The organism is Comamonas sp. 26, assembly GCF_002754475.1.
GTDB lineage: Bacteria > Pseudomonadota > Gammaproteobacteria > Burkholderiales > Burkholderiaceae_C > Comamonas.
Genome location: NZ_PEFL01000001.1, coordinates 1,895,763 through 1,921,812, shown reverse-complemented (window position 1 = coordinate 1,921,812; position 26,050 = coordinate 1,895,763). Strand labels below are relative to the sequence as shown.

General features: G+C 55.6%; 26 protein-coding genes. 16 read left to right on the top strand and 10 right to left on the bottom strand.

The annotated features are described in order from the left end of the window. Nucleotides 1-18: 18 nt before the first annotated feature. From CLU84_RS08895 to CLU84_RS08865, 7 genes are all read right to left on the bottom strand, one after another. Nucleotides 19-390 (bottom strand): hypothetical protein, encoded by a 372-nt coding sequence (locus tag CLU84_RS08895; protein ID WP_059441454.1) that lies wholly within the window; start codon nucleotides 388-390, stop codon nucleotides 19-21. 59 nt (nucleotides 391-449) lie between these two features. Next, nucleotides 450-3,593 carry an efflux RND transporter permease subunit gene (locus CLU84_RS08890; protein ID WP_003081359.1) on the bottom strand — a complete coding sequence of 1,048 codons (3,144 nt, stop codon included), beginning with the start codon at nucleotides 3,591-3,593 and terminating at the stop codon, nucleotides 450-452. A gap of 15 nt (nucleotides 3,594-3,608) precedes the next feature. After that, on the bottom strand, nucleotides 3,609-4,727 hold the full coding sequence (locus tag CLU84_RS08885) for an efflux RND transporter periplasmic adaptor subunit (RefSeq protein ID WP_003081355.1): 1,119 nt from the start codon (nucleotides 4,725-4,727) through the stop codon (nucleotides 3,609-3,611). Next, a complete protein-coding gene (locus CLU84_RS08880) occupies nucleotides 4,724-5,215 on the bottom strand; it encodes a hypothetical protein (RefSeq protein WP_003081354.1) in 492 nt (163 codons plus the stop codon). The genes CLU84_RS08885 and CLU84_RS08880 overlap by 4 nt, the downstream gene beginning before the upstream one ends. Before the next feature lie 116 nt (nucleotides 5,216-5,331). Further along, a complete protein-coding gene (locus tag CLU84_RS08875) occupies nucleotides 5,332-6,465 on the bottom strand; it encodes a TolC family protein (protein ID WP_233209982.1) in 1,134 nt (377 codons plus the stop codon). Nucleotides 6,466-6,704: 239 nt separating this feature from the next. Further along, nucleotides 6,705-7,058: a hypothetical protein gene (locus CLU84_RS22175; RefSeq protein WP_034350255.1), complete on the bottom strand. Its 354-nt coding sequence runs from the start codon at nucleotides 7,056-7,058 to the stop codon at nucleotides 6,705-6,707. 192 nt (nucleotides 7,059-7,250) lie between these two features. Further along, the gene (locus CLU84_RS08865; RefSeq protein ID WP_003062571.1) at nucleotides 7,251-7,961 is read right to left on the bottom strand and encodes a cation diffusion facilitator family transporter; all 711 of its coding nucleotides are present in this window, start codon (nucleotides 7,959-7,961) and stop codon (nucleotides 7,251-7,253) included. Between CLU84_RS08865 and CLU84_RS22650 the strand changes: the two genes are divergently transcribed. Further along, a complete protein-coding gene (locus CLU84_RS22650) occupies nucleotides 7,848-8,105 on the top strand; it encodes an integrase core domain-containing protein (protein WP_369346160.1) in 258 nt (85 codons plus the stop codon). The two genes, CLU84_RS08865 and CLU84_RS22650, sit on opposite strands and share 114 nt — an antisense overlap. Here CLU84_RS22650 and CLU84_RS08860 read toward each other — a convergent pair. Next, nucleotides 8,091-8,435: a DUF4148 domain-containing protein gene (locus CLU84_RS08860; protein ID WP_003055069.1), complete on the bottom strand. Its 345-nt coding sequence runs from the start codon at nucleotides 8,433-8,435 to the stop codon at nucleotides 8,091-8,093. The two genes, CLU84_RS22650 and CLU84_RS08860, sit on opposite strands and share 15 nt — an antisense overlap. 296 nt (nucleotides 8,436-8,731) lie before the next feature. Here CLU84_RS08860 and CLU84_RS08850 point away from each other — a divergent pair, with 296 nt between their 5' ends. Continuing rightward, a complete protein-coding gene (locus CLU84_RS08850; RefSeq protein WP_003062225.1) occupies nucleotides 8,732-9,016 on the top strand; it encodes a heavy-metal-associated domain-containing protein in 285 nt (94 codons plus the stop codon). 13 nt (nucleotides 9,017-9,029) lie between these two features. Here the strand turns inward: CLU84_RS08850 and CLU84_RS08845 are convergent, their stop codons facing one another. Continuing rightward, the gene (locus CLU84_RS08845; protein WP_099736879.1) at nucleotides 9,030-10,460 is read right to left on the bottom strand and encodes a heavy metal sensor histidine kinase; all 1,431 of its coding nucleotides are present in this window, start codon (nucleotides 10,458-10,460) and stop codon (nucleotides 9,030-9,032) included. After that, nucleotides 10,461-11,144 carry a heavy metal response regulator transcription factor gene (locus CLU84_RS08840; RefSeq protein WP_003055075.1) on the bottom strand — a complete coding sequence of 228 codons (684 nt, stop codon included), beginning with the start codon at nucleotides 11,142-11,144 and terminating at the stop codon, nucleotides 10,461-10,463. Between the two features lie 366 nt (nucleotides 11,145-11,510). On the opposite strand from CLU84_RS08840, the gene CLU84_RS08835 reads away from it, so the two are divergent. The 14 genes from CLU84_RS08835 to CLU84_RS08770 all read left to right on the top strand — a co-directional run bounded on the left by CLU84_RS08835 (nucleotide 11,511) and on the right by CLU84_RS08770 (nucleotide 26,012). Continuing rightward, nucleotides 11,511-13,400 carry a copper resistance system multicopper oxidase gene (locus tag CLU84_RS08835; RefSeq protein ID WP_099736878.1) on the top strand — a complete coding sequence of 630 codons (1,890 nt, stop codon included), beginning with the start codon at nucleotides 11,511-11,513 and terminating at the stop codon, nucleotides 13,398-13,400. A 25-nt stretch (nucleotides 13,401-13,425) separates the two neighbouring features. Next, nucleotides 13,426-14,397: a copper resistance protein B gene (locus CLU84_RS08830; RefSeq protein ID WP_003055078.1), complete on the top strand. Its 972-nt coding sequence runs from the start codon at nucleotides 13,426-13,428 to the stop codon at nucleotides 14,395-14,397. A gap of 109 nt (nucleotides 14,398-14,506) precedes the next feature. Further along, nucleotides 14,507-14,893, top strand: a complete 387-nt coding sequence (copC, locus tag CLU84_RS08825) for a copper homeostasis periplasmic binding protein CopC (protein ID WP_059441458.1) — start codon at nucleotides 14,507-14,509, stop codon at nucleotides 14,891-14,893. Nucleotides 14,894-14,897: 4 nt separating this feature from the next. After that, the gene (gene copD / locus CLU84_RS08820; RefSeq protein WP_099736877.1) at nucleotides 14,898-15,824 is read left to right on the top strand and encodes a copper homeostasis membrane protein CopD; all 927 of its coding nucleotides are present in this window, start codon (nucleotides 14,898-14,900) and stop codon (nucleotides 15,822-15,824) included. 351 nt (nucleotides 15,825-16,175) lie between these two features. Next, complete coding sequence (locus CLU84_RS08815) at nucleotides 16,176-18,641, top strand: heavy metal translocating P-type ATPase (RefSeq protein WP_099736876.1); 2,466 nt, start codon at nucleotides 16,176-16,178, stop codon at nucleotides 18,639-18,641. Between the two features lie 123 nt (nucleotides 18,642-18,764). Further along, nucleotides 18,765-19,088 (top strand): helix-turn-helix transcriptional regulator, encoded by a 324-nt coding sequence (locus CLU84_RS08810; RefSeq protein WP_034362041.1) that lies wholly within the window; start codon nucleotides 18,765-18,767, stop codon nucleotides 19,086-19,088. A gap of 46 nt (nucleotides 19,089-19,134) precedes the next feature. Then, a complete protein-coding gene (locus CLU84_RS08805) occupies nucleotides 19,135-19,641 on the top strand; it encodes an arsenate reductase ArsC (protein WP_099736875.1) in 507 nt (168 codons plus the stop codon). Nucleotides 19,642-19,764: 123 nt separating this feature from the next. After that, the gene (locus tag CLU84_RS08800; protein WP_099736874.1) at nucleotides 19,765-21,054 is read left to right on the top strand and encodes an arsenic transporter; all 1,290 of its coding nucleotides are present in this window, start codon (nucleotides 19,765-19,767) and stop codon (nucleotides 21,052-21,054) included. A gap of 25 nt (nucleotides 21,055-21,079) precedes the next feature. Then, nucleotides 21,080-21,511: an arsenate reductase (glutaredoxin) gene (gene arsC / locus CLU84_RS08795; protein WP_099736873.1), complete on the top strand. Its 432-nt coding sequence runs from the start codon at nucleotides 21,080-21,082 to the stop codon at nucleotides 21,509-21,511. Beyond that, nucleotides 21,498-22,214 (top strand): arsenical resistance protein ArsH, encoded by a 717-nt coding sequence (gene arsH / locus CLU84_RS08790; RefSeq protein WP_099736872.1) that lies wholly within the window; start codon nucleotides 21,498-21,500, stop codon nucleotides 22,212-22,214. The genes arsC and arsH overlap by 14 nt, the downstream gene beginning before the upstream one ends. A 9-nt stretch (nucleotides 22,215-22,223) precedes the next feature. After that, a complete protein-coding gene (locus CLU84_RS08785) occupies nucleotides 22,224-23,408 on the top strand; it encodes an MFS transporter (protein ID WP_099736871.1) in 1,185 nt (394 codons plus the stop codon). 19 nt (nucleotides 23,409-23,427) lie between these two features. Continuing rightward, a complete protein-coding gene (locus tag CLU84_RS08780) occupies nucleotides 23,428-24,477 on the top strand; it encodes an ArsO family NAD(P)H-dependent flavin-containing monooxygenase (protein ID WP_099736870.1) in 1,050 nt (349 codons plus the stop codon). 86 nt (nucleotides 24,478-24,563) lie between these two features. Continuing rightward, a complete protein-coding gene (locus tag CLU84_RS08775; protein ID WP_099737950.1) occupies nucleotides 24,564-24,914 on the top strand; it encodes a helix-turn-helix transcriptional regulator in 351 nt (116 codons plus the stop codon). A 45-nt stretch (nucleotides 24,915-24,959) separates the two neighbouring features. After that, a complete protein-coding gene (locus CLU84_RS08770) occupies nucleotides 24,960-26,012 on the top strand; it encodes an FAD-dependent oxidoreductase (protein WP_099736869.1) in 1,053 nt (350 codons plus the stop codon). The last annotated feature ends 38 nt before the right edge of the window (nucleotides 26,013-26,050 follow it).

The window sequence follows — 26,050 nt, the reverse complement described above, 5'->3', positions numbered from 1 at the left end:
GCTTTGTCGAGCTGGGTATTACTTCACCGAAAAACGCACGGTGACAGTTTGGCCTTCAACGCCGGTGATGGTCGCAACAACTTTGCTGCCCTTGGCAACCTTGATACCTGTTGCTTCAAGTTTGTTGCCACCGGCAGGCTTGATGTCGGCTTCAGACTTTTCCGCACCATTGAGCACGGTCAGTTTTCCGCCCATCTTGCTCACGTCAGCAGGATCGTCGTGATCGATTACGTAGATGGCAGCACCATTGGCTTGTGGAACCAGTTCAAAGGACAGATCGCTGGCCGATTGGACAATGCCGCCGTGCTGAGGCTTGGCAGTGCCATGCGCGATGGCGTTCATGCTGATCAGAGAAAGGCCCAGGACAGCTGCAGACAGCAGTTTTTTCATAACTATTCCTAGCTAAAGCGAGGCGCATCAAGGGCTGCGCCTCAAAGCCCGTAATTGCTTTAAAACGCTTCTTGCTGCTCAGGCGTGCCTTCGGCTTCTGGATTTGAAGCCAGAAGCTTTTCGGTGGCCGTTCGACCAAATGCCAGGTACATCAGTGGAGTCAACAACGTATCTAGGAGCGTGGAGCTCACCAAACCACCGAAGATGACCACCGCAACTGGATGCAAGATTTCCTTGCCAGCAGCATCGGCAGACAGCAGCAAAGGCGTCAGGGCAAACGCAGCTACCAGCGCAGTCATCAGCACAGGTGTCAGGCGCTCCAGTGAGCCGCGGACAACCATGGACTGGCCGAACTGCTCCCCTTCAAACTTGCAGAGGTTGATGTAGTGGCTCACCTTGAGGATGCCATTGCGAACTGCAATGCCTGTCAAGGTAATGAAGCCCACCATGGAGGCCACGGAGAGCGTGATTCCCGAAAGCCACATTGCAATCACACTGCCCACCAGAGCCAACGGGATATTGGCCATGATGATCAAGGCCAGCGTCGTGGAGCGGTAGCGTGTGTAAAGCACCAGGAACACCAAAGCCAGAGACATCAGCGATAGCCACGCAATCTTTTGCGCAGCCTGCTCCTGAGCCTGGAACTGCCCCTCCAGAGAGATGGAGTTGCCTGTCGGTAACTGGGTGCGATCTATCGCCGCACGAATGTCACGCACGATACGACTCATGTCTGAACCGTCCGTGTTGGCATAGACCACGATGCGACGACGACCGTTTTCCCGGCCAATCTGGTTGGGTCCATCCGTCTCGGAGACCGTCGCAATCGCTGAGACAGGAATCCTGCCAGCCGGCGTGTCGATCAGGGTTCGAGCCAGGTCTTGCGGGCTGCGACCTTCATCGGGCAAACGCAACACCAGTTCGTAGCGACGAGGGCCATCCACGATCTGTGCACCATGAGCACCATCCGTCAGCGCTTGCAGCACACGAATAGCCTCCCCGGGAGCCAACCCCACCTGGGCGGCTTTCTGATGGTCAAGACGCACAGTAATCTGAGGAATCAGCACTTGCTTCTCGACGGTCAGGTCAACCAGGCCAGGGATGCTTGAAAGACTTTGGCGCATCTGCTCGGCCAAACCACGCAGCGTGTCGGTATCGTCACCAGAAATTTTCAGGGCGATCTGAGCGCGAACACCGGACAGCAAGTGATCCAGGCGGTGAGAAATCGGCTGGCCCACAGCAACTTGTGCGGGCAGCACAGACAGCTTTGCGCGAATATCGGCCATCACGGCTTCACGATCACGCTCGCTGCGCTTCAGATCAACGTCGATCTCTGCAGAGTGAACCCCTTCCGCGTGCTCGTCCAGCTCAGCCCGGCCTGTTCTGCGCCCAACCTGGGTGACCTCGGGCACCTCCATGATCAAGGTCTCAGCCAAGGAGCCCATTCGATTGGCTTCTGCCAATGACGTCCCCGGATTGAACACCATGCCCAGAACCAGCGAGCCTTCATTGAAGGCTGGCAGGAACGCTCTCGGGAAGAAGGGAACGCTGGCCAGTGCAATCACTACTGCAGCCAAGGCCGTAGCCATCAGCGCTTTGCTTCTTGGGAAAGACCAAGCCAGCAGCTTTTCATCCCATTGCTTGAGGCGTCTGACGATGGGGCTGTCCCCATGATCAATGCGCTTCATTCTCGGCAGGAGGTAGGAACACAGTACCGGCGTCACCGTCATCGACACCAGCATGGAAGCCAGAATGGAGATGATGTAGGCGATGCCCAGCGGCGAGAACAAGCGGCCTTCGACCCCTGGCAGAGCAAACAGCGGCACGAACACCAGCACCACGATGGCCGTGGCATAAACGATGCCGGAGCGAACCTCCACGCTGGCTTTGCGCACAACCTCAAGCGTCGGCATCGGGTGCTCCTGCTCCCGGTTTTGCTTGAGTCTGCGCAGAATGTTTTCTACGTCCACCACCGCATCGTCAACCAACTCGCCAATGGCAATGGCAAGTCCGCCCAAGGTCATCACATTGATGGATTGTCCCAGCCAGTGAAATACCAGCGCCGTGGCAGCCAGCGACAGTGGGATCGCGACCAGTGAGATCAGAGTGGTTCTGGCTGAGAGCAAGAAGGCAAACAGAACGATGGCGACCATGATGGCTCCATCACGCAGTGCCTCTGTCACGTTGCCAATGGAGGCTTCAATGAAATCCGCCTGTCGGAACAAGGCTCTTGGTTCGTTGATGCCTTCAGGACGGCCCTTGCTTAGTTCACGAAGCGCTTGCTCGATGTCACGCGTCACGCGAACGGTATCGGCTTCAGGTTGCTTCTGAACGCTGACGATGACCGCAGGAGAGCCGTTGTAACCACCGTCACCGCGCTTCATGGCCGGAGCAAACCGGACATTGGCAACCTGCTCCAGGCGGATTGGACGGCCATCTCGCCAGGCCACTGCAGCGGACTGCAGGTCCTCGACCTTGTTGGTACGCCCAATGTGGCGGATCAGATATTCCCTGCTATTGAGGTCTATGAAACCGCCGCCTGCGTTGCCTGCAAACCCCTTGAGAGCCGCTTCCAGCTGAGAAAGGGTGACGCCGAACTGAGCCATCCTGGCGGTGTCAGGCTCGACACGCAATTGACGTACTTCACCCCCGATGGGAATGACTTGCGAAACACCTTGGACAGCCAACAAGCGAGGACGCAGCACAAAGTCTGCATACTCCCGTGCCTGCATGGGTGTTGCGGCCGATGCGCCTTTTTCGCCCACATTCAAGGGCAAGGCCAGCAGCATGACCTCACCCATGATGGAAGACACAGGGCCCATCACCGGCACCACATCAGCGGGAAGTCGCTCGCGTACGAGCGCAAGCCGCTCCGCCACCAACTGGCGATTGCGGTAGATGTCAGTTCCCCAGTCAAACTCGGCATAGAGAATCGACAAACCGACCCCGGACATGGAGCGCACGCGAGTGACCCCCGGCATGCCATTCAATGCTGTTTCAATGGGGAAAGTCACCAACTGCTCGACTTCTTCAGGGGCCATGCCCCCGGCTTCGGTCAGAACAGTGATTAGAGGTTTGTTGAGGTCCGGGAAGACATCAACAGGCGTTTTGACCGCTGTGATGATCCCGTAGACCATCAATATCGCAGCGAACGCCAGCACAAACAGCCGGTTATGCAGGCTGTTACGAACAATCCAGTTGAACATGTGTCACCTCACAGTTCAGCGGATTTGTGCGATCAGCGCCGCACCTTGAACCACGACCCGGTTTTCATCGCCAAGCCCCTTGGTAACGACGATCCGGTTCGCATCCAACGCTTGGTACTGCACGGGCTGAGGGATATAGCGCTCTGCACCTGACTTGATCCAGACGACAGGCTCATTGGCAGGGTTGCGAGTAATCGCCTGTGCGGGAAGAACAAAGCCTTTGACACTTTGCTTGGAGTTGGCAATCACGGTGACAGGTTGGCCAATAGCAATCGGTAGCTGTTGAGTGCCATCGGACGCAACCGCCTTGAAGGTCAATGGCAACACACCGTCACGCAAGCTTCGACCAGCACCAATGAGCTCCAAACGGACTCCCGGCGTCGCTTTGATCGTTGCTGCACTGATGTTGGCTGCTAGAGCAGGATCGGCCGTTGTGGCCTCCACCATGACCTTGGCTGGATCGGTAATCTCAAACAAGACATCCTTGGATTCGACAACCTGACCGAGCACCACATTGGCGCTGGCGATGACACCCGAAACCGGTGCGACAACGTTTTCCTTGGCAGCAAGTCCGCCACCGATTGCGCTTTCACGTGCCCTCAGGCTTGCAAACTCTGTCTGAGCCGCTTCAATCTCTTTGCGTGGGACAGTGCCTTCAAGCCCTTTGAGTCGCTCCACACGCTTTTGCGCAATTTCGCGGGCACCTCTGAGCTCGGCCAACTGGGCACGCTGTCCTGACAAGGCAAGTGGATCTGCGTGATGGGCTACGACCGCCAGGACCTCCCCTTTACGTACAGTCTTGCCAGCAAACGGCAAGCCTTGGGATCCGGCCTCAATCTTTCCGCCCACAACCGTCTGAACCAGGCCGCTTGCATTGGGGTCCGCGATGACTTTGGCTGGCAGTTCGGTGGTTGCGCTTGCTTCGGACATCAGGGCAATTTCCGTGCGAATTGCCAATCGACGCTGGGACAACATGGGCACATTGACGCTGCCATCAGGCAGACGACTCAAACCTGCTGCCGATGGAGCGGCCGAGGCGGTATCCAGATGCTCTCCGTTGGGGCCATGAGCGCCCGGAGAGGCTTGAGCCATGGTGACGGCCAAGACCGCAGACATGATGACGATGCGTTTCATTGGGCGCCTCCCTTTGCTACCTTGCTGTTAGAGCCACGGCCTAAGAGCCATCCCAATCCACCCACTGCGGCCAATGCCGCAATTGCCAATGCGCCAAACAGCAAAGCGTTTTCATCTCCATGAGCATGGGTGGCCTCAGCTGCAGCTTGGGTCGCCCCGACTTCCAAAGTGCCGTCCAGCAGGTCAGACTCTTTGCCATCCAGAATCGTGATCACCAGCGCGTGTGACCCTTTCTTGCCGAGTTCTGCCAAGAACTTCTCGTCAGCCACGGCATAGTCGCCCTGGTCCGAGTGATAAGGCGCAGGGGCTTTCAGTTGACCCAGCTCGACTTCCACCTTGGCTTGATCCACGGGTTCATTCGTAGCGAATCGATTAATGAACATCGAAAACTCACCGCCCTGCAGGCGACCAACCAGCTCGTAGTCTTCGGACTTAGCCTCGAACCTGGGTGCAGAAGAAGTGGCTCCTGCCGTAGGTGCTGCGTCCAAATGCTCTCCATTGGGACCGTGTGCACCAGGGGATGCCAAGGCGATCCCTGTAGTAAGGGCGAAGCCACCCAGTAAGAGCAAGCGCTTCACGGCGCAAGGAGTTGAAAACGGAGAATTCATGGCAGTTGTCCGTAGGCTTGTTGAAGACGTGCACGTGCGAGGCCAAATGCAGCCTCCTGCCGAGCAGCGCTGTAGTCGGCTTGAGCTGCGGCACTGGCTGCGCGCAGAAGCTCTGGGAGCGATGTCTCGCCTGCATTGAAGGCGGCACGAATCAGCTTGGCTCGTTCGTTAAGCAACGCGGCTTTTTCACGCTCGGTCTGCAACTGCAACTGACTTGCCGCTGCTGCAGCCTTGGCGCTTTCCATGCGAGCAGACAACTGAGCACGAAGCACCTGTTCCTTGCGCTGAGCTATGTCCAGCTCGGTCAAGGCGGCAGCTTGCAAGGGTGCATTTCTATCGTCTGTGCCGAACGGAATACGCACAGCAAGGCCCAGGCTGTAGGCGGAACCCTGACCATGGCCTGGAATGTCTTGCCTGAACTTGGTGATCAGCTCTGGAGCACTGCGATTCGATTTGGCAACCAAATCCAAACGCTTACGTGCCAGGTCTACTTGCTGTTCTGCACGCAACAGTTCGGGATGCTCAGCCAACTGGCGAGGAGATGGGCTTTCAGCACTCGCAAACGTAGCGTCAGGTGTTTGGGCCAATCCTGTCAGGGCTGTCCACTGGCGCTTTGCTGCTTCAAGCTGGGTTTCAGCCTGTGACTGAGTTGCTTGTGCGCTTAAAAGCTCCCCCTTGGCTGCCAAGGCATCTGCTCTTGCCAGATCACCGGCTTTCACACGTTTATCCACGTCTGATGCGATGGCCGCAAAAGTGCTGGTCTGCTGCTTTGACAAAGATTGGCTGGCCTGCAACTCAGCAATCTGCCAATGCAACTCACGGACAACCTCTGCAACACGCAGTTTTCCCTCAGTTTCAGACAACTGAGATAGAGATGACAACGAATCTGCGGCTTGTTGCTTGGCGCTTTTCTGGCCGGGAAGCCAGAGCGGCACCGCCAAAGCTACTTCAGTCTCGCGAGCGCCATTGTTGCTTTGCAGGCGGTCATTGCGGTGGCTCAACTCCACTGAGGGAGGTGCAGCCCAAAGAGCACTTGATGCTTGCTTTTCTGCGGCTGCCTGCCGAGAAATGCCTGCAGCCTCAGCAGAGGCAACGGCGCGGCTCCAGGCCGCCTCAACGGCAGTCGCCAAGGTTGTTTTTTGAATGTTGCTGCTCGATTTTGGCGCAGCAACGCTTTCCATTGGCTGTGCGTACGACGTGCACGCCAACGTCAGCCCTGCAAGAATGCAGAGCCTCCATTTAATTTTGGGGTTCACAAAGCCTCTAAATGCTCTGGGTACATAGCAATACCGTCGCGAGGTACTGCGACAGATCTGACATGCACGAACGAAGGGATGGCTTCAGACGGATGAAGCCGACCTAAAGAGAGCTAGGCTGTGAGTCTGGGAGGCCGTCGAAGACCTTCCAGGATCGGATGGGGGAGCATGGAATCGACGACCGGGCAGAGTGGAGAGCTTACCCAGTCGGGCACCGGAACACTCAAGGTGAAAGCTTCAACCGCTGCAGATGGCATCCCATTGGCCATCATGTGCAGTTTGGAGTCAGAGGAGTCATCGAGCTCCACGGCACCATCATCATGGTGGTGGTGGCCTTCCTCTTGAAGATGCATCGCCGCATGCTCAAGCGCTTCATGTGACGCGAAGACAGGCATCTGGCCAGCCACAGCAAGGGCTTGCCAGAAGACGCTCAGCATCACGAAGAACATGGCCAGACGGCGTGTCATAGTTCAGAAATTATATGTGGAAGGTATCTCCCACAATCTTTGTGGACGCTGCGAAATTGTTTGACGCACGGCCAGACCAGTATTGCTCATACTGACTGAATTTGCGTAACGCTTCCACTGAGGCAGAAAGCTGCCGCTCAATGAAAAGTCACGAGAGTCTGCTTCCGGCGAAAGCAGCGGCCAAGCAAATGCTTATATGAGTGCCGTTGATGAGTTCAGTGGATTCACTTCCACTGAAACATGCGCTAACTCCTCATGAATAGTGACAAGTTGGCGGATGTAGTCAGGGGTGACTTCAGAGTTTCCTTCTACGGCAATGACGGCGGCATATTTCCCTTTGCCCACCCGCCAAACGTGCAGGTCCGTGATGACAGCCCGATATGGACCTTCGGCGATGGATTCTCGAATTTCTTCGGCCACTGGTGCATCCATCTCGGCATCCAGCAAGACTCGACTGCTATCACACAACAGACCCCACGCCCAAATGGCGACTAGAGCCGCACCGACGATGCCCATCAAGGGGTCCAGCCAACCAAAACCCCAGTGTATTCCACCCAGCAAAGCAACGATGGCTAGCACCGAAGTAGCGGCATCCGCAAGGACGTGAAGATAGGCTGAACGCAAGTTAAGGTCGCCATGATCTGAGTTGTCGTCGTGGTTGTGCCCATGGTGATCATGGCCATGATGCTGATGCTGATGGACTAAGGGCCAGAGTTCCTTGCCCACGCAGTAAAGCGATGGGCGCAGAGCAAGGGTAGGAACCTTCGCCACATTCAGCGAGGCACGCCGATCCAGAACGCTTACGTCGAACGCTTCAACAGGTCCTGCCGAACGGAGGTGCTCGACTGCGATGTCTATGGATCCGTACAGGAAGTCCGGTCTAGGAACGAGGGCTGGCAGCATTTTTACAACCACTATCGTTTGCACGAATCGTTGAGCCGAAGACCGCCGGTCGCGTATTTTGTTAAAAGTTTCACCAACCTCTGCTTTTATGTCACACAGGAAAGCGAGGGGGCTTCACACTCAGCGTGTTTAGTTCGCAGTTGATTGCATGCGAGCATCCCGTTCAGCTGTTGTTTCATTACGCATTTCGTTGATAACTTGCTCGCGGGTTTTGCTCGATCCAGTCTCGGGAGTACCACTTGGGAAATTGCTTTCACCGTAAGAAAGGCGGCCTTGCTTCATGGCGGCTTCAGTCTCGGCCTTGACTTGAGCTCGGGTTTTCTGGCTTACAAAGTGCTCCGGATGCACGATCACGCCTTGTTCATTGTTGGCTGGATGCTCATAGCCTGCGGACGCAATTCCAGGAAGAGCCAGTGTGATAACAGCAGCAACGCTTGCGAGTACAGAGGAAATGGAGATGCGGTTTTGAGACATGGTTGGCTCCTAAGAAAGTTGATGAACACATCTCCTGGGCCTTGATCAAGGTGAGGAGAAGATGGGTTGATCTTAGGAAGCAGAGCCCAACAAAAACAGGACTGTCCGGTGACATTGTTGTCAGCTTTTTCGCGGCAGTTCTTATCCCAAATCTGTACACCAAAAGCCCAAAGCGAAAAGTGAAGACCAACCTAGTTGGTGTACATCGCGTGCTCCAGTGCTTGTGCAGACAGACACTTGACATTCACATGATGTGAAGGATGAAACTTTAGCCACAAGCTTTAAAGGAGTACGTAATGGCTATTTTTCGCATCAATGACATGAAATGTGGTGCCTGTGCCGCGCGGATTCAGCGCTCCATTTTGGCAATCGATGATGAAGCAAAGATCGGAGTGAATGCGCGAGATAAAACGGTGCAAGTCTCCGGCGATCTGAGCGACACCGACTACGTGTTGGCTATCCAGGCCGCTGGATACACTCCAGAATTATTGGCGTTAGCAGAAGCCGAGCAGGCAAATGCTGAGAAGCCGCAGACGAAATGCTGCGGCTCCACTTCAGCCAAGACATCTTGCTGCGGATAGTGTCTTCTTGCTTTCAAGAAAAACCTGTTTTCTGATCTACTGAGGAAGTCGGCTGCGGAGTGGGGAATTTCAAGGTGAAGCGAGTTCGTCCATCGGCTGAAGTGGCGGTAATGGAGCCTCCATGAGCTTCGACAATTGCTCGGGTGATTGCCAAACCCAATCCGCTACCGTCTGAGTCCGGATGAGCCCTGGAAGGGTCAGCTCGGTAGAAGCGGTCAAATAACCTGGGCAGGACTTTGGGATCAATGTCCTGCCCTGTATTTTCCACAGTGACAAGTGTCCAGGAAGCTGCGGTCTCAATGTCGATGGTGACCATGCCTGCTTGCGGCGTGTAGCGCAAAGCATTAGATAGCAAATTACTCACAGCACGATGAAACATCAGCCGATCACCATCAATGAGTCCATCGCCTTTTAATTTCAAATGAATTTGCTTTTCTTCCGCGACAGCCTCGTAGAACTCCAGCAATGCATATGCTTCTTGTTGTGCGAAGAACTGCTCCTTACGCGGCAAGCTCACGCCCCGTTCGGTTTTGGCCAGGAACAGCATATCTGACACCATGCGAGCCAAACGCTGAAACTCTTCGGCATTCGAGGCAAGAATGTCTCTGTATGTCGCGGCATCACGCTTGGACGCCAGCACAACCTGAGTCTGGGTCAACAGGTTGCTGATGGGTGTACGTAGTTCATGGGCCAAGTCAGACGCGAAATCTGTCAGTCGCTGAAAATCATCCTGCAACCGATCCAGCATGCGATTGAGCTCATGCGCCAGATCGGCCATTTCAACGGGCACAGCCTCGACCGGCATGCGTTCACTCATCTTCTGCCCGGTCACAAATGCCGCCCGTGATTTCATCTCTCGCAGCGGTGCCAGCCCTTGCCGAGCGGCGAGCCAAGACAGAAGCGAGCACAGCAAAATTGCGGCAATCACATAAATGGCGAAGCTTGCTCGAATTCCGTCGAGAAATTGAATGTGATGCTTTGTGTCTGCAGCGATCAGTACCTTTAATGGTGACGGTGCGTAGGCCGGTAGCGTCTCAAAGCTCAAGGTGTGGAATTCTGCATCTGCGTGCCGCCACACCCCAAACGATCCTTCCTTGTCGATAAAACCCGAGTTGCGATCCGGCACTGCAAAGCCGGATGCGGGCGATTGAAATACGGTTTCTCCTTGGGCATCTTTCACCTGGACTTGAAGATCCTCGTGATAGTTCAGTGCCTCATTTAAACGCCAACGAGCATCATCGACCGACTTGGTGTTCTGGAGAATTTTCTCGATCAAATGGCGCTTGTCTTGAAGCGTCATTCGGTCCAATTCCACGAAATGCTTTTCTGTAACAACTAGGAACAAACCACCTAAGCCAAGCACTACGGCTGCCGCAACAGACGTGAAGAAAAGGGCCAAACGACTAGTTAAAGAGAGCTTTCCCTTGCGAGTGAAACGCTGCACCTATTCCTCCTCAGGAACGTCAAGCACGTAGCCCATTCCCCGTACGGTCTGGATTAGTTTGATCGAGTGGCCTTCATCAATTTTGGCTCGCAGACGGCGCATGGCCACCTCAATGACGTTGGTGTCGCTGTCGAAATTCATGTCCCATACCTGCGATGCGATCAACGAACGTGGCAGCACTTCACCATGACGACGCATCAGCAACTCCAAGAGTCCAAACTCTTTGGCGGTGAGATCAACACGTTTGCCATTGCGAGATACACGTCGACGCAGCAGGTCTAGCTCAAGATCTGCAACAGTCAGAGTAGTGCCTTCGTTGGCCGGATGTCCTCGTCTAAGAATGATGCGAACTCTGGCAAGTAGCTCAGCAAACGAAAACGGCTTCACCAGGTAATCATCTGCACCGAGCTCCAGCCCTTTGACGCGATCCTCGACATGGTCCCGTGCAGTAAGAAACAGGACCGGCATATGTAGGCCCCGATCACGCAGAGCTTGGAGGACCTGCCAACCATTGAGACCCGGCAGCATGACGTCCAAGATCACCAATGAGTATTCTCCTTGCAGAGCCATATGCAAGCCATCTGAACCATTTGGAACCAGATCAGCAATGTAGCCAGCTTCGGTCAACCCTTGGCGCAGGTACTCACCTGTTTTAGGCTCATCCTCGACAATCAAAACCCTCATGTAATCGCTCCGCTGCAGTAGATGCTCAAGAGTGTGCCTAGTTTGACGCCCTCTGACATGAAGATAAGAAAAATGTAATGCTCCTGAAATCCTGGCGATAGAAAGACTTAACACTGCCTAGTTGCTCCCTCCTGGTCAGTCATCAAGCGTGGCGAGCAGAGTGAACCTCCTGGCTGCAACGAAGGCATTTCTTGATAGACGCCTCCAGTCGCAGTGAACATGACGCGAGCATTACATGAATGTAATGAGCGAGTCACTCCACCGAAATTCAGCGCGCCCTAGCATACTGAACATATCGAGCGCTCTTTGCTTCAAGCAAGCGTCGCCGAAAACGATTTTGTTGAAAGCTCTGGAGGATTTCACCCTATGCCGCGTCGTTCGCCATTTCTTGTTACTCCCTCACAAGGGTTCTCTCGTCGGCGTTTTGTTCAGGGGCTAGCCGCAGGTGGCGTTCTAGCAGGACTGTCGACACAGTCGCTCATGGCCTTCGCCCAACAAGGCGCTACGGTGCGTGGCGCTGCGCCAGTACTGCGTGGCAATGAGTTCGATTTGGTGATCGCCGAGTCCCCGGTGAACTTCACCGGGAAGCCAGGTATGGCGACCACCATCAATGGTTCTCTTCCTGGGCCTACCCTGCGCTGGCGTGAGGGAGAAACTGTGACCATTCGCGTCACGAACAAGCTACGGGAGGCAACTTCTATCCACTGGCACGGCATTATCTTGCCCTACCAGATGGATGGAGTTCCAGGCATCAGCTTTGCGGGCATTCCTCCTGGAGAGACGTTTACCTACCGCTTCAAGGTTCAGCAAAGCGGTTCCTACTGGTATCACTCACATTCAGGCATGCAGGAACTCACCGGCATGTATGGAGCGATCATCATTGATCCCGCAGGACCTGAGACTATCCGTGCAGATCGTGACCATGTCGTGCTCTTCTCTGACTGGACTGACGAAGACCCCATGCGCGTTTTCGCAAAGCTCAAGGTTCAGGGCGACTACTACAACTACAACCAGCCCACGGTCTTTGATTTCTTCCGTGATGCATCGCGTGATGGCGTGTCAGCGGCATTAGACAAGCGCAAGATGTGGAACGAGATGCGCATGAATCCAACGGATTTAGCCGACCTCTCTTCTGCGACCCTGACCTACCTCGCAAATGGCGTCACACCTGCAGGCAATTGGACTGCTCTTTTCCGTCCGGGCGAGCGTGTCCGGCTGCGCATGGTCAACGGCGCGGGCAATACCTTCTATGACGTACGTATACCGGGCCTGAAGCTCACGGTGGTGCATGTTGACGGTGTCGACGTAGAGCCTGTGACTGTCGATGAATTCCGATTCGGCCCTGGCGAAACCATAGACGTGATTGTCGAGCCACGTGATGACGCCTATACGATTTTTGCCCAGTCGATGGACCGAACAGGCTACGCACGCGCTACGTTAGCAGTGCGCGAAGGCCTGCAGGCTCCAGTCCCCGCACTCGATCCCGTCGAATGGCTGGGTATGAGCGACATGATGGGCGCCATGAGCCATGGCAGTTCTGGAGCCGACATGGACATGACCGGCATGTCTGGGATGACCGGCATGTCTGGGATGACGGGTATGGCCGGGATGGCTGGTATGTCGGGGGCAATGGCCGGCATGGATCATGGTGCGATGGCCGGCATGAATCACGGTGGTATGGCGATGGACCATAGTCAGCATGCCAAGCCTGCTGGGAGCTTGGCAGTGCCCAGCACCACCGCACGCCATGCTCGCACTGAATATGGCGCAAGAACAGATATGCGAGTCGATATGGCCCGCACCAATCTTGACGATCCCGGTATCGGTCTGCGCAATAACGGCAGACGGGTGCTGACCTTGGCAGATCTGCATACACCTTCAGGTCCGATGGACTCGCGCGGTCCTGGACGAGAGGTGGAGTTGCACCTGACGGGGAATATGGAGCGATATTCCTGGTCTCTTGATGGATTGGAGTTCGGGCAATCAACGCCTGTTCACTTCCGTCACGGCGAGCGTTTGCGAGTCATCCTGCACAACGACACGATGATGACTCACCCTATGCACTTGCATGGGATGTGGAGTGAACTGGAGAGCCCTGATGGTCGATTCCTCGCCCGTCGACACACCTTGCCAGTACAGCCTGCACAACGCATCAGCTTCTTGGTGACGGCAGATGCTCTGGGGCGCTGGGCATGGCATTGCCACCTGATGTTCCACATGGATGCAGGCATGTTCCGCGAAGTCGTAGTGTCTTGAACAAACCTCACAAGGAAGATCAAAAATGTCCAAAGCACTCCCTATTCGTGCATTGTCCACTGCGCTCCTCGCTCTGGTGAGTATTGCGGCCCAGGCGCAAAGCGACCATTCATCGCATGGCCAAGCGAATATGCAAATGGAAGCACCGGCAAGCCCTGCCACAACTGCAGCTGATCCACATGCAGGTCATGGTGCTATGACTGGCAGCGCTGCAAGCGGCCCTGCGATGGATCACGGCAGCATGCAGATGCAAGGGGGATCCGCACCTCCAGATGCTCGCGACCCACATGGGTATTCCAATGGGTTGACCTTGGGATCGGGCGATTACGCGGTGCCTGGCGTCCCGCGCTTGATGCTTGCGGACGAGCATACCTTTGCCTCGCTGCGTGGTGAGACCCTGGAACGCCGTTTTTCACGCAGAGGTGATGATTCAACGGCCTATGACTTGCAAGCATGGTACGGGACCTCATACAACAAAGCTGTCTTGAAGGCAGAAGGTGACGTCGCCAAAGGAAAGCTCGAAGAGTCTCGCACCGAACTGCTTTGGAGCCGTGCTGCCACAACCTATTGGGATACACAGTTGGGTCTGCGCTTAGACAACGGCGTGGGACCTAGCCGTCAATGGCTGGCATTTGGTGTGCAGGGCCTGGCCCCTTACTGGTTCGAGCTGGAGGCCACAGCCTATGTTGGCAGTGGCGGCAGAACTGCGCTTCGCCTAAATGCAAGCTACGAACTATTGCTGACTCAGCGCCTGATCCTTGAGCCTAGAGCTGAAATGCAGTTTTACGGCAAGGATGATCCAGAGCGGCATATCGGCAAGGGCCTAGCCGAAGCATCTGCTGGCCTGCGACTGCGCTACGAGTTCAGCCGTCAGTTCGCTCCATATATCGGAGTGGAACGTGCGGGAAGTTTCGGGCGAACCGCAGATCTCGTTCGTGCCGACGGTGGCCGTGCGCAGCAAACACGTTGGGTGGCCGGTGTCCGCTTCTGGTTCTAGCCAGACCAATGTCCCCTTCCTAGTTGGCGCGTCCTTGGGAGCGCCAACTCTACAGACCTAGATTCGACATCTGTTTTCAAACCACCATCACACTTAGATAGGAGTCCTCATGAACCGCTCAAACCTGGTCGCTAAGTTCATCGCGCCAATTGCCGCAACACTGTTCGCTTCCGCAGCATTTGCACATCCTTCGTTAGTTTCCTCCTCTCCTGCGGATAAGTCGCAGGTTGCTGCACCTGCAACGATTGAGCTGAAGTTCTCGGAAACGCTGGTTCCTCAGTTCTCGGCTGCGAACTTGATCATGACGGGCATGCCCGGGATGCCGAACCACGGTGCAATGAAGGTCAGCGCAAGCGTCTCTGGCGCTAGCGATGGCAAAACCATGGTCATTACTCCTGCGCAAGCACTTCAACCCGGTGCCTATCGCGTGGATTGGCGTGCCGTGTCTTCGGACACACACCCGATCAATGGCAATGTCACATTTCAGGTGAAGTAACCAAATGGCCGAGGATTGGTTCACCATCGTTTTGCGCCTCGCGCTTTATCTGGACATGGCTGCAGCTTTTGGCGTCGCCGTGTTCGGCGTCTATGCCCTTGGCCATGACGAGCGATCCTTGGCAATTGCGCGTCGCTATCGCGTTTGCGTTGGTGTATGTGCAGTAATCGGGATTGGACTGTCAGTGATTGGCATGACAGTCCTTGCCAAGGCCATGTCCGGTGCGCAAACTTACTCCGAGTTGTCAACGCATATCTTCGAGATGCTCATCACCGGCACTCACATGGGCCTTGCTTGGTGCATTCGTATTCTTGCGCTAGCGCTTTGCATCTTGATTGCCCTAGTGAAGTTCAATCCAACGTTTCGCTTCGTTGCCATGTCCGTATCTAGCGGTGTAGCGCTGGCGACACTGGCCTGGGCTGGTCATGGAGCGATGGACGACGGAATGCGTGGATACATCCACCTTGCTTCAGACATCTCCCACCTCTGGGCAGCAGGTGCATGGGTCGGCGCGTTGCTTGCTTTTTTGATCTTAGCCACAAGTAGGGCAAATGCGACACAGGACACCGTAGCCATACTGAGCCGCACATCAAACGGCTTTGCCCATGTCGGAACTCTGATCGTTTTCGTTCTTGCAGCCAGTGGCGTAGTCAACTATGTATTGATCGCAGGGCCTTCGCTTGATCCGCTTGTTTCAACACTCTATGGTCAGTTGCTGCTAGGCAAGCTAATGCTGGTTCTCGGAATGCTTGCATTGGCAGCAGCAAATCGATTCCGGCTTAGTCCAAGTCTGGAGGCATCATTGGGCTCAGGGAATCGTGCGCAAGCAGTCTCTAAGCTACGCCAGAGCCTGGTCATGGAGACAACACTTGCAGTTCTAGTTTTGGCGAGTGTGGCGTGGTTAGGCATTCTTTCCCCAAAAGGAATTTGATCCTCCGAGATCAACCACCGACAGCAGAAGCGGAGCTGCTCTAAGCAGACGTAGACACTGATAGGAAGGGTAAAACGCTTCCGTCGATTCATGCTTGGATGGCGTCCGCGTCATGTAGTCAGACAAAGGCCATCTCAACAAAGAACTATTTCTTAAATTGAGATGGCCACAAGCAGCGAACTCTGATTGCGCTATCTCAGAATAGGTGGATAGAGTTGTTTTTCGAGCAGATTCTGGCTTGACATTCACATGGTGTAAGGGCCAAGAATCGATCCAACATCGTGAAGGGCCATCGGCATGCATCATCATCAGCATCGATCTTCTTCAGAGTCAGTTGAGTTGGAAAACACCATGACTGAGGCTGAGCCTTTGAAGGATCCTGTTTGCGGCATGACTGTCTCTCTACAGTCGCCTCATCAGATAGTTCACGAGGGACGGACCTATCGCTTCTGTAGTGCCGATTGCCAGCAAAAATTTGCTCATGCCCCTGCGCAATTCATATCGAGTAGCGGGCAGGCGGATCACGCAGTAGAGGGCTCAGTCTATGTATGCCCAATGCATCCTGAAGTCCATCAAGATCATCCGGGGCGTTGTCCTAAATGCCAAATGCATTTAGTGCCTGAGGCCCAGTTGCTCAGCTCGCACGAACATGCTCATGTGGCTGCAAGTCATTCAGATCAGAAATCGTTTGATGACTCGGGCGTGGTTCCCGCCGGAACGATCTATACCTGCCCGATGCATCCGGAGGTCCGGCAAGATCATCCCGGAAACTGCCCTAAATGCGGAATGACTCTGGAGCCACTGATCCCGGTTGGAGAAGAGGACAACAGCGAGTTGCAAGACTTTCAACGGCGATTCTGGTGGACGCTACCACTCACCCTGATTGTTACCACTCTGGCCATGTTCGGACACAAGTTCGGCTGGTTCACTATGCAGACCCAAACATGGGTCGAGTTGACTCTTTCCCTGCCCGTGGTGCTATGGACGGGCTGGCCCTTTTTTGTTCGAGGCTGGCAGTCAATCATCCACCGCAGTCCGAACATGTGGACGTTGATCAGCTTGGGATCGGGAGCCGCCTTTGTCTACAGCCTCGTAGCGACGCTGGCACCTGGTGTGTTTCCCGACTCGTTCGTATCCATGGGCCGTGTAGCTGTTTATTTCGAGGCAGCGGTGGTCATCATTTCTTTGACCATGTTGGGGCAGATCATTGAGCTGAAGGCTCGCTCTCAGACCTCGGCCGCTATCAAATCATTGCTTAGCCTAGCTCCTAAGACGGCAAGGCGTATCAATGCAGATGGCAGTGAGGAAGATGTTCCCCTCAGCCACGTGCATGTCGGAGACCTGCTGCGCGTACGTCCAGGCGAGAAAGTACCCGTGGATGGCATTGTCACGGAAGGTCAAAGCGCCGTTGATGAATCGATGCTCACGGGCGAGCCAATACCTGTGACAAAGCGCGTTGACGACAAACTGATCGGCGCCACACTCAATACGAGTGGAGCTCTGGTCATGAGGTCAGAAAAGGTGGGGGCTGCCACCATGCTTTCCCAGATCGTTCAGATGGTTGCATCGGCCCAACGGTCGAAGGCACCGATGCAGCGAATGGCCGACGTAGTGGCTGGAAAGTTCGTTCTGGTTGTCGTGCTAGTCGCTGTAGTGACCTTCTTCGTCTGGGGCATTTTTGGCCCAGAGCCCAGTTGGGTGTTTGGGTTGATCAATGCCGTCGCGGTACTCATCATCGCCTGCCCATGCGCGCTAGGTTTGGCCACACCCATGTCAGTAATGGTGGCCACAGGGCGCGCTGCAGAGCAAGGCGTTTTGTTCCGTGACGCAGGTGCCATCGAAAAAATGCGTGAAGTGGATACGCTCATCGTAGATAAAACGGGCACCCTTACAGAAGGTCGGCCTGCGTTCGATAAAGCGATTCCTGCTCCAGGTTTCACCGCTGACGAAGTTTTGAGGCTTGCCGCTAGCTTGGATCAGGGTAGCGAGCATCCGCTTGCGGATGCCATCGTCCGAGCTGCACGTGAACAAGGCTTGCAACTCGCTAAACCTTTGGACTTCGATTCCGCCAGCGGTATTGGTGTACGTGGAACCGTTGAGGGGCGGCGCTTGGCATTAGGCAACACCACATTGATGGCTCAAGAAGGCGTATCTGTATCTTCCTTGCAAGCGGACGGAGAACGCCTGCGAGGAGAGGGTGCAAGCATCATGCATTTAGCGGCTGATGGGAAGTTCGCGGGCATTCTGGCGGTAACAGACCCTATCAAAGCTAGCACTCTGGATGCCATCCAAACGCTTCATGCAAGCGGCTTGCGAATTGTCATGGCAACCGGAGATGGTCTGACCACAGCCAAGGCTGTTGGTGCCAAGCTTGGAATTGATGAAGTCCATGGCGAAGTCAAGCCCGCCGACAAGCTAGCTCTCGTGGAGCGATTGCAAAGTGAAGGCCATGTGGTTGCCATGGCTGGTGACGGGATCAACGATGCGCCGGCCTTGGCAAAAGCTGATGTAGGTGTAGCCATGGGAACAGGGACCGACGTAGCCATGAACAGCGGTCAGATCACGCTGGTCAAGGGTGATTTGCGTGGCATTGCCCAGTCGCGTGAAATCTCAACTGACACAGTGCGCAACATGCGGCAGAACTTACTATTTGCCTTTATATACAACGGAATTGGTGTGCCGATTGCTGCGGGAGTTCTGTACCCGTTCACTGGGTGGCTTCTTTCGCCAATGATCGCAGCGTTAGCAATGAGCTTAAGTTCAGCATCTGTGATCTTCAACGCGCTGCGGTTGAGTAAGTCGAATCGCCTCAACTGAATTAGCGACCAGTGTCTACGAAATCACTGATTCGGCCCCTTTCGCCATAAGCTGCATTTATGGAGGGGTCGACTTTGCTCATAGCTCTATACATTAATTCAATAATTGATGTATTATCAACTCATGCAAGAAGCAAACGTCATTCGCTCACTCTCCGCTCTGGCTCACGAGGCCCGATTGCGCGTATTTCGCGCCCTTGTTGTTGCTGGTCCTGAAGGCCTGACACCTAGTGCCTTAGCTGAGCAGCTAGGCATCGCGCCGAACGCGCTGTCCTTTCATTTGAAAGAGCTTTTTCATGCCGACCTGGTCACCCAGGAGCGCCAGGGCCGCAACGTGCTCTATCGCGCGGCCTTCCCCGTGATGAACGATCTGTTGGCATATCTCACCGAGAACTGCTGCCAGGGCGCGGTTTGTACCGATGACGCCGTTGCGTCATGCGAGTGCTAAGCGTCGCTGCAACCTTTTCCCATCCTTAAGTCCCGCTGCTAAAACCATGTCTGACAACAAAGCTCCCCTGAACGTCCTGTTCCTGTGCACTCACAATTCGGCACGCAGCATCTTGGCCGAGGCCTTGCTCAACGATATGGGCCAAGGCCGTTTTAAAGCCTATTCGGCGGGCAGCAGCCCCCGCGAGAATCAGCAACCCAATCCGCTGGGGCTGCAAGTGCTGCAAAAGGCTGGTGTCTCGGTAGATGGTTTGCGCAGCAAGAGCTGGGACGAATTTGCTGTGCCTGGCGCGCCGCACATGGACCTGATCATCACCGTGTGTGACAACGCCGCTGGTGAAGTGTGTCCGTTTTGGCCTGGTCATCCCGCCACAGCGCATTGGGGCTACCCGGACCCCTCGGAGGGCGAGGCCTCTGACGAAGCAAAGCTGGAAGCCTTCCGGCAGACGATGCACATGATTCGTCGTCGCCTGGAGCTATTGGTGAATCTCCCGGCGCAAAAGCTGGAGCAGGCAGTGCTGCAGTCCACGGCGCGTGAACTCTCTTCGCACTAAATCTCGTTAGTTCAATTGCGATCCAGATCCAGCGTCTGGATTTCAGCACCAGGTATCAATGACGCCCGCACGCGGTGCGCGGCACTAATGCCGGCCCATAGCTTTTTCTAGGACCTATACGTCATGTTGACGGCCATCCTGATTTTCATCTTCACTCTGACGCTGGTTATCTGGCAGCCACGCGGCCTTGGTATTGGCTGGAGCGCCTCGATTGGGGCCGGTATCGCGCTGCTGCTGGGGGTCGTGCACTTAGCCGATATTCCGGTGGTCTGGCATATCGTCTGGAATGCCACGGCGACCTTTGTTGCCGTCATCATCATCAGCCTTTTGCTGGACGAGGCCGGTTTCTTCGAATGGGCCGCATTGCACTTTGCCCGCTGGGGTGGCGGCAGCGGAGTCAAGCTGTTTGCTTTCATCGTGCTGCTGGGTGCTGCCGTGTCAGCCCTGTTCGCCAATGATGGCGCGGCACTGATTCTCACGCCCATCGTGATGGCAAAGCTGGTGGCGTTGGGCTTTTCTCCGGCTGCAACGCTGGCGTTTGTCATGGCCGCCGGGTTTATTGCAGACACAGCGAGCTTGCCTCTGATCGTCTCCAACCTGGTGAATATCGTCTCCGCCGACTTTTTCAAGATCGGCTTCAATGACTACGCATCGGTGATGGTTCCCGTCAACATCGCCTCGGTCCTGGCGAGCTTGGGTGTATTGCTGCTGTTTTTCCGACGCGATATTCCTGCCACTTACGACGTAGCTCAGCTCAAGTCGCCATCGGCTGCAATCAAGGATCTGGCCACCTTTCAGGCTGGCTGGGTCGTGTTGGTCTTGCTGCTGGTCGGCTTCTTCGCGCTGGAGCCCCTGGGCGTCCCCGTCAGCGCCGTGGCCGCCGTGGGGGCTGCGATCTTGCTGGCTGTGGCTGCGCGTGGTCATGTCATCAGCACCAGGAAAGTACTTCATGGTGCTCCGTGGCAGATCGTGGTGTTCTCGCTGGGGATGTATCTGGTGGTCTATGGGCTGCGCAACGCGGGCCTTACGGATTACATCGCCATGTTGCTGAACCAGTTTGCAGCCGGTGGCGTGTGGACCGCTTCACTGGGCACAGGCGTGCTGTCTGCGGTGCTGTCTTCCATCATGAACAACATGCCCACGGTCCTGATCGGAGCCTTGTCCATCGATGCATCCACGGCCACAGGGGCAGTCAAGGAAGCCATGGTGTACGCCAATGTGATTGGCTGCGATCTGGGTCCCAAGATCACGCCGATTGGCAGCCTGGCCACGCTCCTTTGGCTGCATGTGCTCGCCAAGAAAGGCACAACGATTGGCTGGGGCTACTACTTCAAAGTCGGTGCGGTGCTGACCATGCCCGTGCTGCTCATTACCCTCGCAGCGCTGGCTTTGCGGCTCAGCGTGGCGTCATGAACCTTTGCAACGGGAATCTAGCGCTATGAGCGACATCACGATCTACCACAACCCTGCTTGCGGTACCTCCCGCAATGTTCTGGCCCTGATCCGCAACAGCGGGGAAGAGCCCAAGGTCATTGAGTACCTCAAGACACCCCCTGATCGCGCCACCCTAGTGGGCCTGATCCAAGCCATGGGCATGCCCGTGCGCGATGTGTTGCGCCAAAAAGGTACGCCGTATGACGATCTGGGCCTGGGCGAGCCCAAATGGACGGATGAGCAATTGATTGATTTCATGCTCCAACACCCCATCCTGATCAATCGTCCGATAGTGGTCACCCCTATGGGAACCCGGCTGTGCCGTCCCTCGGAGGCCGTACTGGAGATCCTCCCTCAGCCCCAACAAGCTGCATTTTCCAAAGAAGACGGTGAAACCGTCATTGACTCGAAAGGCCAACGAATTGGCAAGCTCTGACCTCCCCAACATCGATGAACAGGTATTTGAAAAACCTATCCTCGAAGGCTTGTTGCCTCAAAAACGTGCAACCCACGCGCCGCGCATTCTGCTGTTGTATGGCTCGGTTCGTGACCGCTCCTACAGCCGACTGCTGACCGAAGAGGCGGCGCGACTGCTGCGCAAGATGGGTGCCGAGATCAGGATCTTCGACCCGCGCGGCCTGCCGCAGCCCGACGGTGCCCCTGACGATCACCCGAAGGTCAAGGAACTGCGTGAGCTGGCTATATGGGCCGAGGGTATGGTCTGGACGTCTCCTGAGCGTCATGGTGCGATGAGCAGCATCCTCAAAGCGCAGATAGACTGGATTCCTTTGTCCGCTGGTGCCGTGCGACCGACGCAAGGCAAGACATTGGCGGTGATGCAAGTCTCGGGTGGCTCGCAGTCCTTCAATGCGGTCAACCAGATGCGTGTGCTGGGTCGCTGGATGCGCATGATCACCATCCCGAATCAGTCGTCCGTTGCCAAGGCATTTGCCGAATTCGATGAGGCTGGCCGGATGAAGCCCTCTTCGTATTACGAACGGGTGGTGGACGTGATGGAAGAGCTGGTCAAGTTCACGCTGCTGACGCGAGACTGTTCGGACTACCTGGTGGATCGCTACAGCGAGCGCCGTGAAAGTGCCGAAGAACTGTCCAAACGGGTCAATCAACGCAGCATTTAAACGATACAGATGGCACTGAACCGCACGCAAGTCACAGTCCTTCTCGGGATTGCCCAAACCCTGTCCTGGGCCTCGTCGTACTACTTGCTTGCGGTGCTGGCCAAGCCAATCAGTCAGTCGACAAGCACCTCGTACTCTCTGGTGTTCGGCGCTTTCTCTGCAGCCTTGCTGGTGGCTGCTGCGGTAGGCCCTATTGCGGGCCGATTGATTGATCGCTTTGGCGGAAGGTCAGTGCTTCTCGCCAGCAATCTGGTTTTTGCCTGTGGCTTGCTGATGTTGAGCCAGGCCACGCAGACACTGCATATCTTCGTGGCGTGGGCGCTCATGGGTGTAGCGATGGGCAGCGGCCTCTACGAAGCCGCGTTTGCCAGTGTTGTGCACCTGTATGGCCAGGATGCGCGCCCAGCCATTACCGGAATCACGCTTTTTGCGGGCTTTGCCAGCACCGTGGGCTGGCCGCTTTCCAGCTATCTGGAAGGCCTGTACGACTGGCGCGCCGTATGCATGTTCTGGGCCGCCTTGCATCTGCTGCTGGGCCTTCCGCTCAATGCCTTGCTATCGCGTGCCAAGCCCAACCCGAGGGAAGTGTTCGAAGAACAAAAGCCGCCTGGAGCCGTGCCTGAGGGCGCAAGCAACGCAGGCATCAGTCTTAAGCGCACTGCCTATCTGATGGCCTACGTTTTCGCGGCGTCCTGGTTCATCAGCACTGCCATGGCTTCTCACCTGCCTCAGATTCTTCAGGCCAGCGGTGCAACTTTGGCTGCTTCGATTGCTGCCGCTGCATTGGTCGGGCCTGCCCAGGTTGCAGGTCGGCTGGTGGAATACAGCTTTCTCAAGAAAGCACACCCGTTGCTGTCTGCTCGCCTGGCCATCCTTGCCCATCCCTTGGCTGCCGTCTGTCTGGGACTTGCCGGTGCGTCTGCAGCCAGTGTCTTTGCCATCCTGCACGGCCTTGGCAATGGCATCTTGACGATTGCCATAGGCACGCTGCCGCTCAAGGTGTTTGGCTCTCAAGGATATGGCCAGCGTCAAGGCTGGCTCATGGTGCCTGCACGCATCGTGCAAGCCGGGTCACCATTTCTTTTCGGGCTGGCTGTCGCAAACTGGGGCAGCCAGGCTCTGTGGCTGTCTTCTGTGCTGGCGATCAGTGCATTTGCGGCTCTGTGGTCCATGCGTGTGAGTGCACAGCAATAAAGGCAAAAGGAGGTCACCAATGTCGTTTCACGATGTGATCATCGTCGGAGCTGGTCAAGCAGGCCTATCTGTGGCGTACTTCCTGCGCCGCACCAACCTGTCGGTGCTGCTGCTGGATGCCGAGGAGGCTGGTGGTGGAGCCTGGCAGCATGGATGGGATTCGCTGAGGCTTTTTTCTCCCGCCTCGTGGAGTTCCATCGCGGGATGGCCGATGCCTGCTTCGGGTGACCAGTATCCAAGTCGTGACCATGTGGTCGACTATCTTCGCAAGTACGAGGCACGCTACGAACTCAAGATCGAGAGGCCGGTTCGCGTCACAGGCATTGAATGCACTGAGCAAGGCTTCCAGGTCAATGCCGAAGCGAGGAGCTGGAACTCGCGCGCCGTTGTATTTGCCACGGGAACGTGGCGAAATCCATTTGTCCCCAACGTTGAGGGTTTGGCGTCCTTCAAGGGACAACAGTTGCACTCAGCTCAGTACCGATCACCTGAGCCCTTTAAAGGCAAGAAAGTGATGGTGGTCGGCGGAGGAAACTCCGGCGCACAGATCCTGGCGGAGGTCTCGCTTGTTGCTCAGTCCACGACCTGGGTCACGCTGGAGCCTCCAGCCTTTTTACCGGACGAGGTCGATGGACGCGTACTCTTCGAGAGGGCCACTGCGCGCTGGCAGGCTCTGCAGGAGGGTAAAGATTCAGAGAACCTGCCAGGTGGCTTTGGCGATATCGTGATGGTTCCCCCTGTCCTTGAAGCACGCCAACGCGGCGTGCTGCATTCTGTCGGCTCATTCGAGAAGCTCACGGCGGACGGGGCTCAATGGGGCGACGGAAGTACCAAGCCCTTTGACGCGATCATCTGGTGCACCGGCTTTAGGCCAGCGTTGCAGCCTCTGGAGACTCTTGGCGTTGTCAACGAATCCAGAGTCGCGGTAGACGGCACCCAGGTGCGTGGCGTCCCAGGTTTATGGCTGGTGGGCTACGGGGAGTGGACCGGGCCTGCGTCGGCCACGCTCATTGGAGTCATGCGCACGGCGCGAAGCACCGCCGTGGAAGTTGAGCAGTACCTCTCGTAGAAAGTTGTTTGTCCATCCTCTCTGGAGACACGCTCGGGTGGGGTGCAACTTTACATGTGCAAACCTATGCACATATGATTGCCACTATGTCCTCCGAAGTTTCAATTCGTACTCAGGCTATTGAGGCCGCAATTGCATCGCTAGACAGCAGTTTTTTTCGAGCGCTGTGTGAACCTACACGAGTCGCTGTGCTCAAGCGTGTCATGCAATTGGGCAGAGCGGATGTGACCGCGATTGCAGCTGACATTCCTCAAGAGCGATCGGTTGTGTCGCGCCATCTGCAAGTCTTGCTGGATGGACGGATCGTGCGAGCCACCAAAGTTGGTCGCCAAATGTTCTACGAGGTGGATGGTCCAGCCATCATTGCGCGCCTGGAAGGCATTCTCAAACATACTCAAGGCATAGCGGCACACTGCTGTCCCGCCACCTCACTGTAGATCTTGTCCATTTTTTTACAATGAAATGTGTATATGTGCGCATAAATGAACAATTTAAGTAAAAGGCACGATGTAATCGTCGTTGGTGGAGGCCAAGCAGGACTGGCCTGCGGCTGGCATCTGAAGCAGCGGGGCTTGGACTTTACGATACTGGACGAGCAGGATAAACCAGGGGGGAACTGGCGCCACTACTACGACAGTCTCACACTGTTTTCCCCTGCTTCGTACTCGTCTCTTCCTGGAATGTCTTTTCCTGGGGCACCCTCAGCGTACCCTCGACGCGACGAAGTGGTGAAGTACTTGGAGCAATACAGCAAGCATTTCGAACTGCCGGTGCAACCGAACATTCGCATCGTGCGTGTGTACCGGGATAGCGGTGGATTTCGACTGCTCTCAGAAAATGGAATGGAGTTTTCTACGAGAGCAATTGTTGTCGCGACTGGCGCATTTAGTCGTCCCTTCATTCCCAACATTGCCGGTCTCCACAGCTTTGAGGGAATGAAGATTCACAGTTCATCCTACCGAAATGTCCAGCCTTTTGTCGGGAAGAAGGTTGTAGTCGTTGGAGCCGCAAACTCTGCGCTGCAAATCGCCTACGAACTTGCGCAAGTAGCCAAAGTAACACTGGCCACGCGCGAAAAGGTTCGGTTCTTTCCACAACGGATTCTGGGAGTCGACTTCCATTCTTGGCTCAAATGGACGGGCCTAGAAAGAACACGCTGGCTCAATGATCAAAGTACACCGGTACTCGATGACGGCACTTACCGAAATGCGCTCAAGTCTGGTCTGTTTGCGCACAATTCAATGTTTGAGCGAGTAACGTCCAGCGGCGTAGTCTGGCAAAGTAGAGCAGAAGATCAAATTGACAGCATCATCTTCGCGACAGGTTTTCGTCCAAATATCAAGCCGTTTGAGCCACTGGATATCCTGGATCCACAACAAGGCGTCAAGCAACATCAAGGGGTTTCTACTTCAAACCCTGGCATCTTCTTCGTGGGCTTGCCGAAGCAGCGAAACTTCGCTTCAGCAACGCTCCGCGGTGTTGGCCCTGATTCTGAGCACATCATGGATTCCCTACACAAGTATCTCAATATCTAGGCCACCACCGGGATCTACCAAACACCGACCCTATATAG